Origin of the sequence: Streptomyces sp. HSG2, assembly GCF_016598575.1 — a bacterium.
In the GTDB taxonomy this organism is placed as follows: domain Bacteria; phylum Actinomycetota; class Actinomycetes; order Streptomycetales; family Streptomycetaceae; genus Streptomyces.
Genome location: NZ_CP066801.1, coordinates 4,464,812 through 4,478,925, shown reverse-complemented (window position 1 = coordinate 4,478,925; position 14,114 = coordinate 4,464,812). Strand labels below are relative to the sequence as shown.

Sequence of the window (14,114 nt, the reverse complement as noted above, 5' to 3'; positions counted from 1 at the left end):
GGGGCGGCGGTCACCCGCCCCGGCCTTCCTAGAGGGCCACGCCCAGCAACGCGTCGACGGCGCGGGAGACGACCCCGGGTGCCCCGATGTCGTCTCCCCCGTCCCGCTCCTGCCGATTCACCCAGCGGTCGACGGCCTCGAGCGCCGCAGGCGTGTCCAGGTCGTGGGCCAGAGCCTCGCGCAGACGCTCGACGAGATCGTCGGCCGGGGGCCCGTCGGGACGCGAGACCGCCGCGCGCCAGCGGGCGAGTCGGGCGACGGCCTCCCGCAGCACCTGGTCGGTCCACTCCCAGTCCGCCCGGTAGTGGTGGGCCAGCAGCGTCAGCCGGATGGCGGCTGGGTCCACTCCGTCGCGGCGCAGGGCGGAGACGAAGACGAGGTTCCCGAGCGACTTCGACATCTTGCGACCGCCGAGGGAGACCATCCCCGCGTGGACGTAAGCCTTGGCCATCGGGAACTCACCGGTGAGCACCTGGGCGTGCGAGGCACCCATCTCGTGGTGAGGGAAGGCGAGATCGCTCCCCCCTCCCTGGATGTCGAAGCCCATGCCGAGGTGGTCCAGGGCGATGGCGACGCACTCGATGTGCCAACCCGGGCGCCCGGGCCCGAGCGAGCCACCGTCCCAGCTGGGCTCTCCCTCGCGGGCCGCCGTCCAGAGCATCGGATCGAGCGGGTTCTTCTTGCCCGGACGGTCCGGGTCGCCGCCGCGCTCGGCCGAGAGCAGCCGCATGGCCGTCGCGTCGAGCCCGGAGACCTGTCCGAAGTGGGGGTCGCACTCGACGGAGAAGTAGACGTCGCCGTCGAGTTCGTACGCGGCGCCGCTGTCCCGCAGCCGCTCCACGAGCGGGACGATGCCGGGTATCGCCTCGACGGCGCCGATGTAGTGCCGGGGCGGGAGCATGCGAAGGGCCGTCATGTCCTCGCGGAAGAGCGCCGTCTCCCGCTCCGCGAGGGCGCCCCACTCCACGCCGTCGCGGCGGGCCCGCTCCAGGAGCGGATCGTCGACGTCCGTGACGTTCTGGACGTAGTGGACCTGCCGCCCGGTGTCGAGCCAGACGCGCTGCACGAGGTCGAACGCGTGGTAGGTGGCCGCGTGACCGATGTGGGTGGCGTCGTAGGGGGTGATGCCGCAGACGTAGATGCGGGCGACGGGACCGGGGTCGAGGGTGACGAGGTCGCCGGTCGCGGTGTCGTGGATCCGGAGGGCGCGACCCTGACCTGGCAGGGCGGGGACCTCGGAAGCGGGCCAGGCATGCATGGGTCGAGCCTAACCGGACGGCTGTCCCCTACACGAACCGGATCGGCGCGGACGGCCGGTCGGGCGTTCTTGACATGTTCCCCGGGGTCTCTACATCGGGGGCCAGGGGATGGTCGGCCACCGGCCGTCGGGGCGGGGGTGGACACCCGATTCCAGCAAGGTGTCCACGCGTGCCCGCGTCGCCTCGATCTCGCTGTGCGTGATCAGGGCGGTCAGTCGTGGGCGCAGGTCGCCGCCGCCGGCGAGCCGGTCCCGCAGCGCGGCCAGCGCGGTGACCGCCTCGGCGGTCAGCGGTTCGCCCGCCCACCCCCAGAGGAGGGTGCGCAGCTTGTGTTCGACGTGAAACGTGACGCCGTGGTCGATGCCGTAGAGGGCTCCCCCACCGGTGGGCAGTAGATGTCCCCCCTTGCGGTCGGCGTTGTTGATCACCACGTCCAGGACGGCGAGCCGCCGCAACCGCTCGTCGTCGGCGTGTACCAGCAGTGCCGTGCGCCCCCCGCCCACGTCCGCGCGTGCGACGGCCTTCCAGCCCGGCTCGGGCTCCTCGGTGTCGACGAGCGCCAGCAGGTCCGAGTCGGCGGCCGGCTCCACCCAGAGCTGGCACATCCCCCGGCCGTAGGGACCGTCGCGGAGCACCGTGGGGGGCACCTGATCCCATCCGAGGGCGCGGCCCACCTCGTAGGCGGCGACCTCACGTCCCGCGAGGGTGCCGTCGGGGAAGTCCCACAGGGGCCGCTCGCCCGCGATCGGCTTGTAGACGCAGGCGGCCTCCCGCTCCTCGTGGCGCACCGTGCAGTACAACGCCGCGTTGGACGCCTCCCGGATGCGCCCGCGCACGGTCAGCTCGCCGCGGGCGAGCAGGTCGGCGGCGGTCACGCTTCCCGGCGGTATCCGTTCTGGCGCGGGCATACGTGTCCCTCCGGATCGAGCGGAAGGCTGCACAGCGGACACGGCGGCCTCCCGGCGTTGACGACGTCCAGGGCGCGCTTGGCGAAGGCCCGGGCCTGCGCGCCGGTGAGCCGCACCCGCAGCATGGGGGGCCCGTTCTCCTCGTCCTGCAGGAGCCGCTCCTCGGCCTCGGCCAGATCCTCCTCGGACTCCGCGTCCAGTTCCACGAGGGCCTGCGCCTCGACGATCATGCGCTCCTCGTCGCCGTCCCAGGCCAGAGCCATGGTCCCGACCCGGAACTCCTCGTCCACGGGGGAATCGAGCGGAGCGGTGTCCGACACCTCGGTGGGAGCCATCGCCGGCACCGGGGCACCGCCGCCGCTCCGGCGAACGACCTCGTCGAGCAGTTCGTCCATGCGCTCGGCGAGCGCGGCGACCTGGGTCTTCTCCAGGGCCACGCTGGTCACCCTGGTGCCGGCGGAAGCCTGCAGGAAGAACGTCCGGCGCCCGGGCAGTCCGACCGTGCCGACCACGAAGCGGTCCGGTTGGTCGTAGAGGAACACCTGACGGGACACGTCCTGTCTCCATTTGCGAGTCGGTGGTGGCTGGGCAACCGCTTCACCCTACTGCGGTCGACGATCACGGTGCGCCCGCACCTCCTCCGACCGTGGCCGCCTCACCGGGGGGCTCCCGGCGGGGTGCCAGGGAGGCGAGGTCGCCGGTGTCGCCGAGGCGCACCAGGAACGGCCTCGTGCGGGTGTAGCGGATCACGGTGACGGAAGCGGGTTCCACGGAGATCCGCTGGAACAGGTCGAGGTGGAGTCCGAGCGCGTCGGCCACCAGGGACTTGACGATGTCCCCGTGCGAACACATCAGATACGTCGCGGCGGCGCCGTGATCGGCGCTGATTCGATCGTTCCACTCACGGACCGCCTCGGCGGCACGGGTCTGCATGGCGCGCAGCGACTCCCCGCCGGGGAACGCCGCCGACGACGGATGTGTCTGCACCACCTCCATCAGCGGCTCGTCCGCGAGTTCCGCGAGTCTCCGACCGGACCAGTCGCCGTAGTCGCACTCGCTGATCCGCTCCTCCGTATGCGCCCGGAGACCCGGGCGGTCGGCCAGCAGGGGGCGCAACGTCTCCCGACAACGTGGCAGAGGGCTGACGACCGCCTCGGCGATCGGCACCCCGGCCAGCCGGCCAGGGAGCGCCGCGGCCTGTGCCGTACCGCGCTCGTCGAGGGCGACGCCGGGCATACGACCGGCGAGCACACCCTCGGTGTTGGCTGTGGAACGTCCGTGCCTGACCAGGATCAGCGTGGGCATGAGATCAGCCTAGGCGCGGGAAGGGCGGCGGCGGAGGGCGGTCCGCCTCTCGGACGCGGACCGGTCGGGGACGGCCTTCAGGCGGCCTCGGTGGGCGCGGGGGCGGGCCCGCCCAGAGGGTCGTGCCGCTCGGGTGGCGTCAGGCGCACCATCCGTCGCCAGCCGCCGAGCCGTTCGTGGACGTGGCCCGCGTGGATCCCGGCGGCGAGCAAGGCCGCCTTGGCCGGGGACCATCCCAGAAGGCGACCCATCCGGGTCATGACGGCCAGAGCGACGTCCCGGTGCACGCGGATCTCGGCGAGCGCGCAGGTCCGCAGGGTCTCGCGGATGAACGGACCGTGTCCGGCGGTCTCCAGACGGAGCAGTTCCTCATGGGTGTAGGCGAGGTGCAGATCCTCGTCGTCGGAGATCATCCGGACGGCACGGCCGATGTCCGGGTCGGCGGCGAAGTGCAGGCGCAGCAATCGCATCTGCTCGGCGGCCCGTTGCTCGGTGACCCTGCTGTGGGCGAGGTAGACGACGATGTCCCTGACCGTCAGCGGTCGGTCCTCGCGGAGTCTGTCGTGGGCGAGACCGATTCCGCGTCGCTCCAGGAGCATGGTGTAGTCCGTCTCCGGGGGGACCGGACAGGGCCGGAGGCCTCGCTTCCGGAGCAGGGCCTCGAAGATCCTTCCGTGCTTGTCCTCGTCGGCGCCGTGCCGGGCGATCCTCGACGCCAGTCGACTCTCCTCCTCCGGGACCAGCGCGGCGATGCGGGCGTTCTCCCACCCACCCTGGGACTCCCCGCCCGCGGCGATGGAGCAGAACAGCCGGAACGCCTCGTCGTGGTCGAGGATCTCCTGGAACAGACTCTTGGCCGACAGCATCCGCGCACCTCTCCGCCGCGCGCGCCGCCACGCCGGCTCCGCGGGAGAGTCAAGTGCCGAGCGGGACCCGGGGCAAGAGGCGGCTCGGTCGGCTGCTCCGAACGGAGGACGGCGAACGGCGCGCACGGGCGTAACCCCTCGGGGCGGCGTGCGTTGTTCCCCGTGACGGCCGTGGCGGGGATGCCCCGAGCCCCCACCACGGCCGGGGAGGCGTCGATCGGGACCGGGTGCCTCAGGCGAGGCCGGCACGCTCCACGGCCTCGGTGCCGGCGCGCAGCGCGGCGAGCCGCTCCTCCAGGGTGAAGCCGGCCGGAGCGAGCGTCAGGGTGGTGACGCCGGCGGCGGCGTAGGCCTTCATCCGGTCCGCGATCCGGTCCACGGAGCCGAGAAGGGCGGTCCGATCGATCAGGTCCTGGGGCACGGCCTCGGCGGCCCCTCGCTTGTCGCCCGCGAGGTACTTGTCCTGGACGTCGATCGCCTCCCTCTCGTACCCCATCCGTCGGGCGAGTCGGTTGTAGAAGTTCTGCTCTCGGCTCCCCATGCCCCCGACGTAGAGCGCCGTGTAGGGCCGGAAGGTGTCGGCGAGCGCGGCGATGTCCTTGTCGTCGCCCAGGGCCAGCGGGAGGGTCGGGCAGACGTCGAAGCCGTCCAGCGTGAGGCCGGCCTTCGCGCGGCCGGCGCGCAGGTGCCGAAGCGCGGTCTCCTCAAGGTGATCGGCGGAGGGGAAGATGAGAAGCGCCCCGTCCGCGATCTCTCCGGTCTGCTCCAGATTCTTCGGCCCGATCGCGGCGATGTACAACGGCACGTGCTCACGCTGGGGATGCACGGTCAGCTTGATCGGCTTGCCGGGTCCACCGGGCAGTGGGAGGGTCCAGTGCTCGCCCTCGTACGACAGCCGCTCGCGGGTCATCGCCTTGCGCACGATCTCGACGTACTCACGGGTGCGGGCGAGGGGCTTGTCGAACTTGACGCCGTACCAGCCCTCCGAGACCTGTGGGCCGGACACGCCGAGCCCGAGCCGGAAGCGCCCCCCGGAGAGCGAGTCGAGCGTGGCGGCGGTCATCGCGGTCATGGCCGGCTGCCGCGCGGGGATCTGGAAGATCGCCGACCCGACGTCGATGCGTTCGGTCCGGGCCGCGACCCAGGACAGCACGGTGGCGGCGTCCGATCCGTAGGCCTCCGCGGCCCAGCACACGGCGTAGCCGAGGCGGTCGGCCTCCCGCGCCACGGCGAGATTGTCCTCGTCCATTCCGGCGCCCCAGTAGCCGAGGTTGATGCCGAGCTGCATGACCGAATCCCCTTACCGATCAGTAATGTCCGTTGACGCCCCGACCCTAGCGCGCGACCTCCCCCCGCGTAAGGCGCCGGACGACACGGGGAATCGACTCGGCGACGGTCGACGGGAGCCCTCCGTCCACAGGCCGCACGCGTCGACTCGCGGCCCAGTAACCTCGGCGTTCGTGACACCACCGACGCGCAACAGGCAGGTTCGGCGGGTCGGCGCCGGTCCGCGTCGCGGACGCCCGGACCCGAGGACAGGCGGCAGAGAGGCGGCACAGTTGAAGAGCACGGATTCGTGCGACCGCGCCAGTGCGGAGCGGTCCGGAAGGGCCACGCCTCACCCCGCGGGAGCGGGGCGCCCCCAGGCCGGGTCCTGATGGAACAGCGACGACTCGGCCGAACTGGCCTGCGGGTCTCGCGCATCGGTCTCGGCACCCTGACCTGGGGGCGGGACATCGAGGAGGCCGACGCCGCGAGTCTGCTGAAGACCTTCTGGGAGGCGGGCGGCACACTCGTCGACACGGCGGACGTCTACGGCGGCGGGGAGGCCGAGTACCTGCTCGGACGTCTCCTGGACGGCCTCGTCCCGCGCCGCGAACTGGTGATCGCCACCAAGGCGGGCAGCGTCCCCGACCCCGACCGGCGCTTCGACGGCTCGCGCGGCCACCTGCTCTCGGCGCTGGACGCCTCGCTCGCACGACTCGGAACGGACCACGTCGACGTGTGGCACGTCCACGCGTACGACCCCCTCACGCCGCTGGAGGAGACATTGCACGCCCTGGACCTGGCCGTCGACAGCGGTCGGGCCAGGTACGCCGGAGTGTCCAACTTCTGCGGCTGGCAGCTGGCCAAGGCGGCGACCTGGCAGATAGCCGCTCCGGGCACCCGCAACCGTCTGGCGAGCACGCAGTTGGAGTACTCCCTCCTGCAGCGCGGCGCGGAGCGCGAGGTGTTGCCGGCCGCCCAGGACCTGGGTGTGGGTCTGCTCCCGGCGTCACCACTGGGGCGCGGCGTGCTCACCGGCAAGTACCGGGGCGACGCCGCGCCGCCGGACTCCCGCGGAGCCTCCGCGCACATGGCGCCGTTCGTCGGCCCCTACCTGGACGAAACGGCGAGCCGCGTCGTGGAGGCGGTGACGACCGCGGCGGACGGTCTCGCGGTGTCGCCCCTCCAGGTCGCCCTGGCCTGGGTCCGCGATCGCCCGGGAGTGGTCTCCCCGATCGTCGGCGCGCGCAACGCGGGGCAACTCTCTGCGGCTCTGTCGGTGGAGGCGCTTAGTCTGCCCGACGAGATCAGCCGGGCCCTCGACGACGTGTCGGCGCCCGTGCACCGCTACCCCGACCACGACTGGAGCACGCTGTGAGCACGGAGCCGGACCCCGCCGAGAGCGCCACGGACGGCCCCGACCACGCGGAGAACCGGCGGGGCCCGACGGACGTGGGGAGTGCCGACGGCGGCGAGGGCGCAGCGGCCGGATACCGGGACGACTCGACCGGCGCGGCGGGCACCGAGGAAGACACGGCCGGCACCGGCGGCCCCACCGCGGCGGACGACACCCGAGGCGTCGTCACACCCGAACCCGCGCCGTCTCCCACCGCGACCGACGGGCACGACGGGCACGACGGCCACCCCGGGGCCGACGACCGGGACGAGCCGAAGCCCTCGCACGGCCCCGCCACCCGACCCGACTCCGAGGCCGAGGCGGAGTTGGCCGCCCAGCGCGTCGAACGCGAGCGGATCCGGCGCCGCCAAGCGGAGAAGGGGGCTCCGGTCGATGCCGGCGGCAAGCTCAGCGGCAGAGCCGCCGACCTCCTGGCCGCCGTCCGCGCCGTCGAGAGCGGTCAGGCGCCACCGCCCTCGGAGGCCGCCCCCGCGCGCCCCGCACCCGCCGAACGTCCCGCGACGAGCCCGACGACCCCCGTGCCCGCCGACCCGCTCACCCCGGAGGCCCTCCTCGCCACCCGCCGCGTGCTCGCCGACGGCGGCGCGCCGGAGTCGCTGGCGCCGAGCGTCACCACCGCCCTCGGCGAGCACGCGGCGGCCACGCTCCGGGAGGACCCCTGGCAGGTGCTCCGCGTGTCCGGCGTGCGACCCGAGCAGGCCGACGCCTTCGCCGCCGGCCTGCTCGGACCCGAGTACCGGCCGGACGACGAACGGCGCGGGCGCGCCCTCGTCGTGGCACGTCTGGCGGAGGCGGCCGCGTCCGGACACACCGCGATGGAACTGCCCAGGCTCGTCGCGGCGGTGGGCGCCCTGGGCGTCGCCGAGCCGGACGCCGCCGTGCGGGCCGCCCTGGCCGTCGGCGAGGCGCTGGCCTTCCAGGACGGGCTGGAGGGACCGGGGGACCCGCCCGAGGGTGGCCCCGCGGATCACCCGGGGGAACTCTCAGCGGTCGGGGGCGCGCGGAGGGAGTCCGAGACGGAGTCCACGCCCCCGGTTCGCGTCCTGATCGGCCTGGAGCGGTACGCGCTGGCCGAGGAGAGCCTGGCGGACGCCTTGGCCCGACTCGCCGCCGCCACGCCGAGGCCCCTCGGCCCGGACGAGGGTCGATGGGAAGAGACGGTGGTGGAAGCCGCCCGCCCGCTCCTACGGGCGGTGGCCGGCCACGGACTGGTGCTGCACGTCTCGGGCGAGGCGGGCCTGGCGGAGCCGGCCGCGCTGTTGGACGCGGCCCGCCGAATCGGCCGGAAGGCCTGGGCCACGAGCCCCGCGGCGCTGGGGCATGTCAGGTTCGCCGCTCTCGTGGAGCACGCGCCGGAGGAGCCCCCGCCGCCCGTGATCGGCCTGGCGGGTCTGTTGGCCGGCCAGGGGCCCGGTCGGACCGCGGACGGCTTCCTGGACCTGGACCTCCTGGCGGTCGTCGACGCGGACCGACTGGACGTCGAGACGGCGGCGCTGCTGGCGGAGTCCCTCCCGGACGGAGTCCGCCTGGTGCTCAGCGGCGACCCCCAGGGTCTGCGGTCGACAGGACCGGGCCAGGTCTTCGGCGATCTGCTGGAGTCGCGGATCTGCCCCCGGATCGACGCGTCGTCGCCGGAGCCCGGCCCGCTGGGCGCGTTGGTGTCGGCCGTCCGAGCGGGCGGACTCCCCCGGGTGGACTCGCCCGGCAAGGAGGTCGTCGTCGTGCCGGTGCGCGACGGAGGGGAGGCCGTCCACCGGACGCTGCAACTCGTCCTGGACTCCGTACCGCGGGCCTTCGGGCTCGCACCGGAAGACGTCCGTGTCGTCACGGCGGGACACGGCGGACCGGCCGGCACCCGCGCGCTCAACGCCGCTTTGAAGGAGCGTCTCAACCCCGGTCCCGGGCGCTACGGCGGCTTCGACCCCGGCGACCGCGTGCTCTGGTCCCCCGGAGCGGGCCGGGTCGTGCCCGCCGTCGTGGCCGGGGCGGACGCGGAAGGGCTGCGTCTGTCCCACCCCGACGGAGAGACGGTCGTCCCCCGGGAGCGGGTGGCCGACCGGGTGCGCCGCGGATGGGCACTGACCGCTCATCAGGCGGCCGGAGGCCGGTGGCCGGCGGTGGTGGCGGTCCTGCCCGGGGACGCGGCGCCGGCCCTGAGTCGCGCATGGGCGGTCACCACCTTCGGCCGCGCCACACGCCATCTCTCCGTCGTCCAGGGAGTGGGCCGGGCCCTGCCCGAGGCCGTGGCCGCGGTCCCGGCGGAGCGCCGCACGACGCGCCTGGCTGCGCTTCTCGCCGCACACGCTTCCGTTCGGGGCGGCGTGGACGAGAACTGACCCAGGCCGCGGCGCTGCCGTGCGGGGGTCCGCCGCCCACCCCCCGGGCGCGGGCGACGCGGCTCTCGGCACGGTTCGCCGGGGCCCCGCACGTGGCGCGTGGCGCGGTCGGGGCCCCGGCGAGGTCCGAGGGGACGAGGAGCGGGTCCTGTGCGCCTCAGCGTTCCTCGTCGGACGGATCCGGCTCGTCCTCGTCGAGAGCCGTACCGGCTTCCTCGCGGTCGATCGCCCGGTCTCGGGACACGGCGTCGGGCTCGCCGTCGAACTCGTCGTCGAACACGGCGCTGACGTCGAATCGGCAGATCACTCGCTCCTCGTCCACCTCCTCGAAGGGGGCCTCCAGCCAGGAGCCGTGTGCGGCCGGCTCGTCCGCCGCGGTCACCCAGAGAGTGGAATCCCCCTCTTCCAGGCCGAACTCACGGTGTCTGGAGGCGATCTCGTCCGGTTCGAACTCTCCGAACAGGACCCCCAGCGCGCCGTGCACCGTCTCGGCGTCCTCGGCTTCGTCGCCCTCCTCTTCCGCCGTCTCGACGAGACGGGCCTGTGCCAGCAGTCGGCGGGGTTCCACCACGGCGTAGTCGCGGCGGAGCAGCACGCTCAGCGCGTGTGGTTCCGGCCCCGAGTACGGCGGTGGCGTCTCCTCGGCCGTGGGGATCTCGAACGGCGTGACCTCGTCGTAGCGCTCGTAGAGCAGTTCGTCGTACGACTCGGCAGCCGCGGCGAAATCGTTGAACGCCTGGTAGAGGGCGGGATCGTCCTCCCCCGACCGCCGCTCGACCGCCGCCAGGTGGCGGTCGAGAGCGGTCTTGACCGCCTCAGCGGCGGCGCGTACCTCGGCAGCGCTGGGCTGCGCAGCATCAGACATGCCTCAGACGCTATCCGTACCGGGGCCGGGCCCGCACAATGGATGGGATGCCGGAATACGAGTTTGTCGACGTCCACCTGCCGCGCGGGGTGTCCCGAAGGGAGACCACCCGCCTGCTCACGGACCACGCCGAGTACGGACAGTGGGAGTTGTACCGCCTGAGCCTGCTGCGGGACGGCAGTCGCCGTGTGAGGTTGCGCAGGCGGATCATCCGCCAGGTCCGAGCCACTTGGTGAGCCAGGCAGCCGGGGGCCCCGCATTCCCACGGCCGTCTCGGGGCGCGGGGGCAGGGTGCGGGCGGACCGAAGGCCGCGAACGCCGGGCGGCCCCGGGCGCGTGAGGCGCTCCGGGGCCGCCGGCCCGAGTCCTCCGCGGCTCAGGCCGACGGAGTCCCCGCCCCGCCCCCCGGGGCCCCGGTCCGAGCGGACCGGCGCCCCGGGGCGGGGCACGACGTCACTGGTTGACGCAGGTGTTGCCGAAGGCGGGGTTCAGCAGCCCGATCACCGAGACGGTGTTGCCGCAGACGTTCACCGGCACGTGCACGGGCGCCTGGACGACGTTGCCCGAAAGCACACCGGGGGAGTTCGCGGCTCCCCCCTGAGCACCGGCGTCGGCGACGGCCATGCCCGCACCCGCCAGGACGAGCCCACCGGTGGCAGCCGCAGCGGCGACGACCCTCTTGATCATTGTTCCTCCTCGTTGGCCATGCGATCCCGATGTGCGGATCACATGACGAGTAACGAAGAGGGGGTATTGAGGCTACGAGCTTATGGTCGCATCCACCCTTCCCAGTGAATGACGCACAGGTGGGCGATTACGGCCGCGCGTCGGTCCCGGAAGGGTTGGGCCGCCCGGGCGAGGCCTCAGGAAGCGTCGATGAAGCGGTCCAGCACCCGCACCCCGAACCGGAGGCCGTCGACCGGCACCCTCTCGTCGACACCGTGGAACATCCCCGCGAAGTCCAGCTCCGGAGGCAGGCGCAGCGGAGCGAAGCCGAAGCAGCGGATGCCGAGTCGGTCAAAGTGCTTGGCGTCGGTCCCCCCGGAGAGCATGTAGGGGACCGCCCGCGCGATGGGGTCCTCGGCACGCAGCGCGGTCTGCATCGCGTCCACCAGACGCCCGTCGAAGCCGGTCTCCAGCGCCCCGTCGGCGTGCACGTCCTCGCGCCTGACCCGGGGGCCGAGGACGCGATCGAGGTCGGCGAGGAACTCTTCCTCGTAGCCCGGCAGGAAACGACCGTCCACGTGCGCGGTGGCCTGGCCGGGGATGACGTTGACCTTGTATCCGGCCCCCAGCATGGTGGGCGCCGCCGAGTTGCGCAGCGTGGCCCCGATCATGGCGGCGATGCCTCCGAGCCTGGCGAGCGTCTCGTCCATGTTCTCGGGATCGAGTTCGGTCCCCAGGGCGTCGGAGAGTTCGTCGAGGAAGGCCCGCACGGTCTTGGTGACCCGCACCGGCCACGTGTGCCGGCCGAGGCGCGCCACGGCCTCGCACAACTCCGTGACGGCGTTGTCGCTCGCGGTCATCGATCCGTGGCCTGCGGTCCCGTCGACGGTCAGCCGCATCCAGTGGATGCCCTTCTCCGCCGTCTCCACGAGGTAGAGACGGAGCTTCTCGTTGACCGTGAAGGAGAAGCCACCGACCTCCCCGATGGCCTCGGTGACGCCCTCGAACAGGTCCGGGTGCTCGCGCACCAGGTGCTTGGCACCGTAGGTGCCGCCCGCCTCCTCGTCCGCGAGGAAGGCCAGCACGATGTCGCGCGGCGGCTTCCGCCCGCCGCGCAGCCGCTCACGGACCACGGCGAGGGTCATCGCGTCCATGTCCTTCATGTCGACCGCGCCCCGACCCCACACGCACCCGTCCGCGATCTCCCCGGAGAACGGATGGTGTGTCCAGTCACCCGGGTCGGCCGGCACGACGTCGGTGTGGCCGTGGATGAGCAACGCGGGCCGGGAGGGATCCGCGCCCTCGATCCTGGCGACCGTCGACGCGCGTCCCCGGTGGGACTCGATGATCCGCGGTTCGAGCCCCACCTCGGCGAGCTTCTCGGCGACGTACTCCGCCGCGGCGCGCTCGCCCGGTCCCGAGTGGTCGCCGTAGTTGCTGGTGTCGATCCGGATCAGCTCGCGACAGAGGTCGACGACCTCGTCCTCGCCGGTGACGTGCCCGGCCGTTCCCGTCTCGCCCACGTGAGTCCTCCCTCGGTGGCTGCCCCCGGTCGCCACCCATCCTCCCTCTTCCCGACCCTGCCCCCCAAGCCCCCCCGTGACGCCCCTCGGCGGCACGAGGGCCCGGGAGGGGTGATCCGGGACCTTCGAAGCCTGGTAATGTCTACGTCGTCGCGCCGGGCACTCCCGGCCGGCGGACACCTTGTCCGGGTGGCGGAATGGCAGACGCGCTAGCTTGAGGTGCTAGTGCCCTTCAACGGGCGTGGGGGTTCAAGTCCCCCCTCGGACACCAGCAGAGACCCCAGTTGATCTGGGGTTTTTCTGTTTCTCCGGCTGTGGCATGACCAACCACGTGACCAACAGCCGAGCGAACTTCCTGGTCAGACCAGGGATGACAGGCCAAGTCGACTGGCGCTCGAAGCTGCCAGCTTCTTCGCTCCCTCAGCGCGACGCCTGCCGTACCGCGCCATGGTGTAGCCCGGCGAGTGGTGCCGGGCGTTGGCCGAGACCTCTACCGGGTTCTCGTGATTGTCGAGATCGTTCGTGATCTTCGACGCCCGCCAGTTGCGCAGCCGGAAGTTGTCCGGCCCGGGTTCGACGTAATTCGAGGGTCTTGGAGGCTCTTGCGGGCTGAAGGTGCAGTTCATCGGGCTGGGGGCGGTGCGAACGGCTGGAATTGCCGGGTCTTCGAAGTTAGTCGGGGACCCCTTCGCGTCGGCTGCGGCGAGTGGTCGCGCAGAGTGACCGTAGGCGCTGGTTGGCGCGGTTGCGGTAGCCGAAGGCGCATCGCGCGTCGAGCTTGATGACACGGTTGTTGCCCTCGCTGGCGGCGTTCGTGATCCCGGTCAGGACGTACGCCTCGATGCCGTCCCACCACTGGTCGACGGTCTCGGCCAGGGTGGCCAGTTCGGACAGGTGGGCGTGGTCGGCGCAGTGGGCCTGGAAGCGGTAGCGGGCGGCGGAGATCGCGGAGTGGCCGGGAGAGGTGTGGGCGTGTTTGGCGGCCAGGTGGAGCAGGTCGCGCAGGAGTTCCTTGGCCTGCCAGCCGGCCAGGATCTGCCGTCCGTAGGTGCCCATGGACGTCAACTCGCTGATCAGGAGGTCGTATTGCTCGTGAGTGAGGGCTTCTTTGTTGCGGCGCAGGAGTGTGCGGACGGTATAGATCGCGTCGCCTTTGCGGGCACGGCGGCCGTGCTGCTTCCAGGTCAGGCGGCGGCGCAGGTCGGCCAGGTGGCGCTGGGCGAGCTGGACGACATGGAAGGCGTCCACGACGACGGTGGCGTGCGGCAGCGCGGTGCGCACGGCGGAGCGGAACGTGGCGCACAGGTCGATGGCGACGTAGCGGATCGACGTGGTCCACCAGTCCGGCCGGGCTGTCAGCCAAGCGGCGACGGAGGCGGCGTTGCGTCCCTCGACCTGCCCGAACAGGCCCTGTCCGCCCACCGCGTCAACGAAGCCGATGCGCCAGGCGTCCGCGACCGGCTCCCACTTCCCGTAGTCGTTCTGCTTCCAGACGGCCCGGCCGCGGCGGGTCTCGTCGATCCCGATCGCCTCGGTGGCCGGCGGTCCGCCGGGCAGCACCTGATCCGCGTACGTGCGGGTGGCACGCATCACGACGGGCCAGGTGGGGCCCAGGTCACGGCCGGCCTGGACGACCGTGCGCCCGCCGTCGGCCCCGGCCTGCCCGCACGCGGTCCGCAGCCGCTCCGTCAGCCGCATCCGGG

The 14,114-nt window shown here is 72.7% G+C and carries 13 protein-coding genes and 1 tRNA gene; 4 read left to right on the top strand and 10 right to left on the bottom strand.

Translation table 11 applies throughout. From position 1 onward, the window contains the following. Nucleotides 1–28 precede the first annotated feature (28 nt). The 6 genes from mshC to JEK78_RS19385 all read right to left on the bottom strand — a co-directional run bounded on the left by mshC (nt 29) and on the right by JEK78_RS19385 (nt 5,626). Nucleotides 29–1,258: a cysteine--1-D-myo-inosityl 2-amino-2-deoxy-alpha-D-glucopyranoside ligase gene (mshC, locus tag JEK78_RS19410; protein ID WP_200261437.1), complete on the bottom strand. Its 1,230-nt coding sequence runs from the start codon at nt 1,256–1,258 to the stop codon at nt 29–31. A gap of 90 nt (nt 1,259–1,348) precedes the next feature. After that, nucleotides 1,349–2,167, bottom strand: a complete 819-nt coding sequence (locus JEK78_RS19405; protein ID WP_200261435.1) for an SCO1664 family protein — start codon at nt 2,165–2,167, stop codon at nt 1,349–1,351. Next, complete coding sequence (locus JEK78_RS19400; protein WP_200261434.1) at nt 2,131–2,721, bottom strand: DUF3090 domain-containing protein; 591 nt, start codon at nt 2,719–2,721, stop codon at nt 2,131–2,133. Before JEK78_RS19400 ends, JEK78_RS19405 begins: the two co-directional genes overlap by 37 nt. Nucleotides 2,722–2,785: 64 nt before the next feature. Further along, nucleotides 2,786–3,472, bottom strand: coding sequence for a histidine phosphatase family protein (locus JEK78_RS19395; protein ID WP_200261432.1), 687 nt, complete (start codon nt 3,470–3,472; stop codon nt 2,786–2,788). A 77-nt stretch (nt 3,473–3,549) separates the two neighbouring features. Next, nucleotides 3,550–4,338 (bottom strand): ferritin-like domain-containing protein, encoded by a 789-nt coding sequence (locus tag JEK78_RS19390; protein WP_200261430.1) that lies wholly within the window; start codon nt 4,336–4,338, stop codon nt 3,550–3,552. 232 nt (nt 4,339–4,570) lie between these two features. Next, a complete protein-coding gene (locus JEK78_RS19385; RefSeq protein WP_200261428.1) occupies nt 4,571–5,626 on the bottom strand; it encodes an LLM class F420-dependent oxidoreductase in 1,056 nt (351 codons plus the stop codon). Between the two features lie 369 nt (nt 5,627–5,995). Here JEK78_RS19385 and JEK78_RS19380 point away from each other — a divergent pair, with 369 nt between their 5' ends. Then, the gene (locus tag JEK78_RS19380; RefSeq protein ID WP_200261426.1) at nt 5,996–6,982 is read left to right on the top strand and encodes an aldo/keto reductase; all 987 of its coding nucleotides are present in this window, start codon (nt 5,996–5,998) and stop codon (nt 6,980–6,982) included. Beyond that, the gene (locus JEK78_RS19375; protein WP_242483147.1) at nt 6,979–9,357 is read left to right on the top strand and encodes a helix-hairpin-helix domain-containing protein; all 2,379 of its coding nucleotides are present in this window, start codon (nt 6,979–6,981) and stop codon (nt 9,355–9,357) included. Before JEK78_RS19380 ends, JEK78_RS19375 begins: the two co-directional genes overlap by 4 nt. Before the next feature lie 157 nt (nt 9,358–9,514). Here the strand turns inward: JEK78_RS19375 and JEK78_RS19370 are convergent, their stop codons facing one another. Beyond that, nucleotides 9,515–10,222, bottom strand: coding sequence for a hypothetical protein (locus tag JEK78_RS19370; RefSeq protein WP_200261424.1), 708 nt, complete (start codon nt 10,220–10,222; stop codon nt 9,515–9,517). A gap of 47 nt (nt 10,223–10,269) precedes the next feature. Between JEK78_RS19370 and JEK78_RS19365 the strand changes: the two genes are divergently transcribed. Next, on the top strand, nt 10,270–10,458 hold the full coding sequence (locus tag JEK78_RS19365) for a DUF5703 family protein (protein WP_200261422.1): 189 nt from the start codon (nt 10,270–10,272) through the stop codon (nt 10,456–10,458). Between the two features lie 217 nt (nt 10,459–10,675). Here the strand turns inward: JEK78_RS19365 and chpH are convergent, their stop codons facing one another. Both chpH and JEK78_RS19355 read right to left on the bottom strand, forming a co-directional pair. Continuing rightward, nucleotides 10,676–10,909 carry a chaplin ChpH gene (chpH, locus tag JEK78_RS19360; RefSeq protein ID WP_200261420.1) on the bottom strand — a complete coding sequence of 78 codons (234 nt, stop codon included), beginning with the start codon at nt 10,907–10,909 and terminating at the stop codon, nt 10,676–10,678. A gap of 176 nt (nt 10,910–11,085) precedes the next feature. Beyond that, a complete protein-coding gene (locus JEK78_RS19355) occupies nt 11,086–12,411 on the bottom strand; it encodes a M20/M25/M40 family metallo-hydrolase (protein WP_200261418.1) in 1,326 nt (441 codons plus the stop codon). 183 nt (nt 12,412–12,594) lie between these two features. Between JEK78_RS19355 and JEK78_RS19350 the strand changes: the two genes are divergently transcribed. Further along, nucleotides 12,595–12,682: transfer RNA gene (locus JEK78_RS19350), tRNA-Leu, on the top strand. Between the two features lie 401 nt (nt 12,683–13,083). On the opposite strand, the gene JEK78_RS19345 is transcribed toward JEK78_RS19350, so the two are convergent. Then, the gene (locus tag JEK78_RS19345) at nt 13,084–14,109 is read right to left on the bottom strand and encodes a transposase (protein ID WP_200261416.1); all 1,026 of its coding nucleotides are present in this window, start codon (nt 14,107–14,109) and stop codon (nt 13,084–13,086) included. Nucleotides 14,110–14,114 lie beyond the last annotated feature (5 nt).

Coding starts and splice junctions, on each gene's coding strand:
- mshC (WP_200261437.1), bottom strand. CDS start 1,258: ATGCATGCCTGGCCCGCTTCCGAGGTCCCCGCCCTGCCAGGTCAGGGT.
- JEK78_RS19405 (WP_200261435.1), bottom strand. CDS start 2,167: ATGCCCGCGCCAGAACGGATACCGCCGGGAAGCGTGACCGCCGCCGAC.
- JEK78_RS19395 (WP_200261432.1), bottom strand. CDS start 3,472: ATGCCCACGCTGATCCTGGTCAGGCACGGACGTTCCACAGCCAACACC.
- JEK78_RS19390 (WP_200261430.1), bottom strand. CDS start 4,338: ATGCTGTCGGCCAAGAGTCTGTTCCAGGAGATCCTCGACCACGACGAG.
- JEK78_RS19385 (WP_200261428.1), bottom strand. CDS start 5,626: ATGCAGCTCGGCATCAACCTCGGCTACTGGGGCGCCGGAATGGACGAG.
- JEK78_RS19380 (WP_200261426.1), top strand. CDS start 5,996: ATGGAACAGCGACGACTCGGCCGAACTGGCCTGCGGGTCTCGCGCATC.
- JEK78_RS19370 (WP_200261424.1), bottom strand. CDS start 10,222: ATGTCTGATGCTGCGCAGCCCAGCGCTGCCGAGGTACGCGCCGCCGCT.
- JEK78_RS19365 (WP_200261422.1), top strand. CDS start 10,270: ATGCCGGAATACGAGTTTGTCGACGTCCACCTGCCGCGCGGGGTGTCC.
- chpH (WP_200261420.1), bottom strand. CDS start 10,909: ATGATCAAGAGGGTCGTCGCCGCTGCGGCTGCCACCGGTGGGCTCGTC.
- JEK78_RS19345 (WP_200261416.1), bottom strand. CDS start 14,109: ATGCGGCTGACGGAGCGGCTGCGGACCGCGTGCGGGCAGGCCGGGGCC.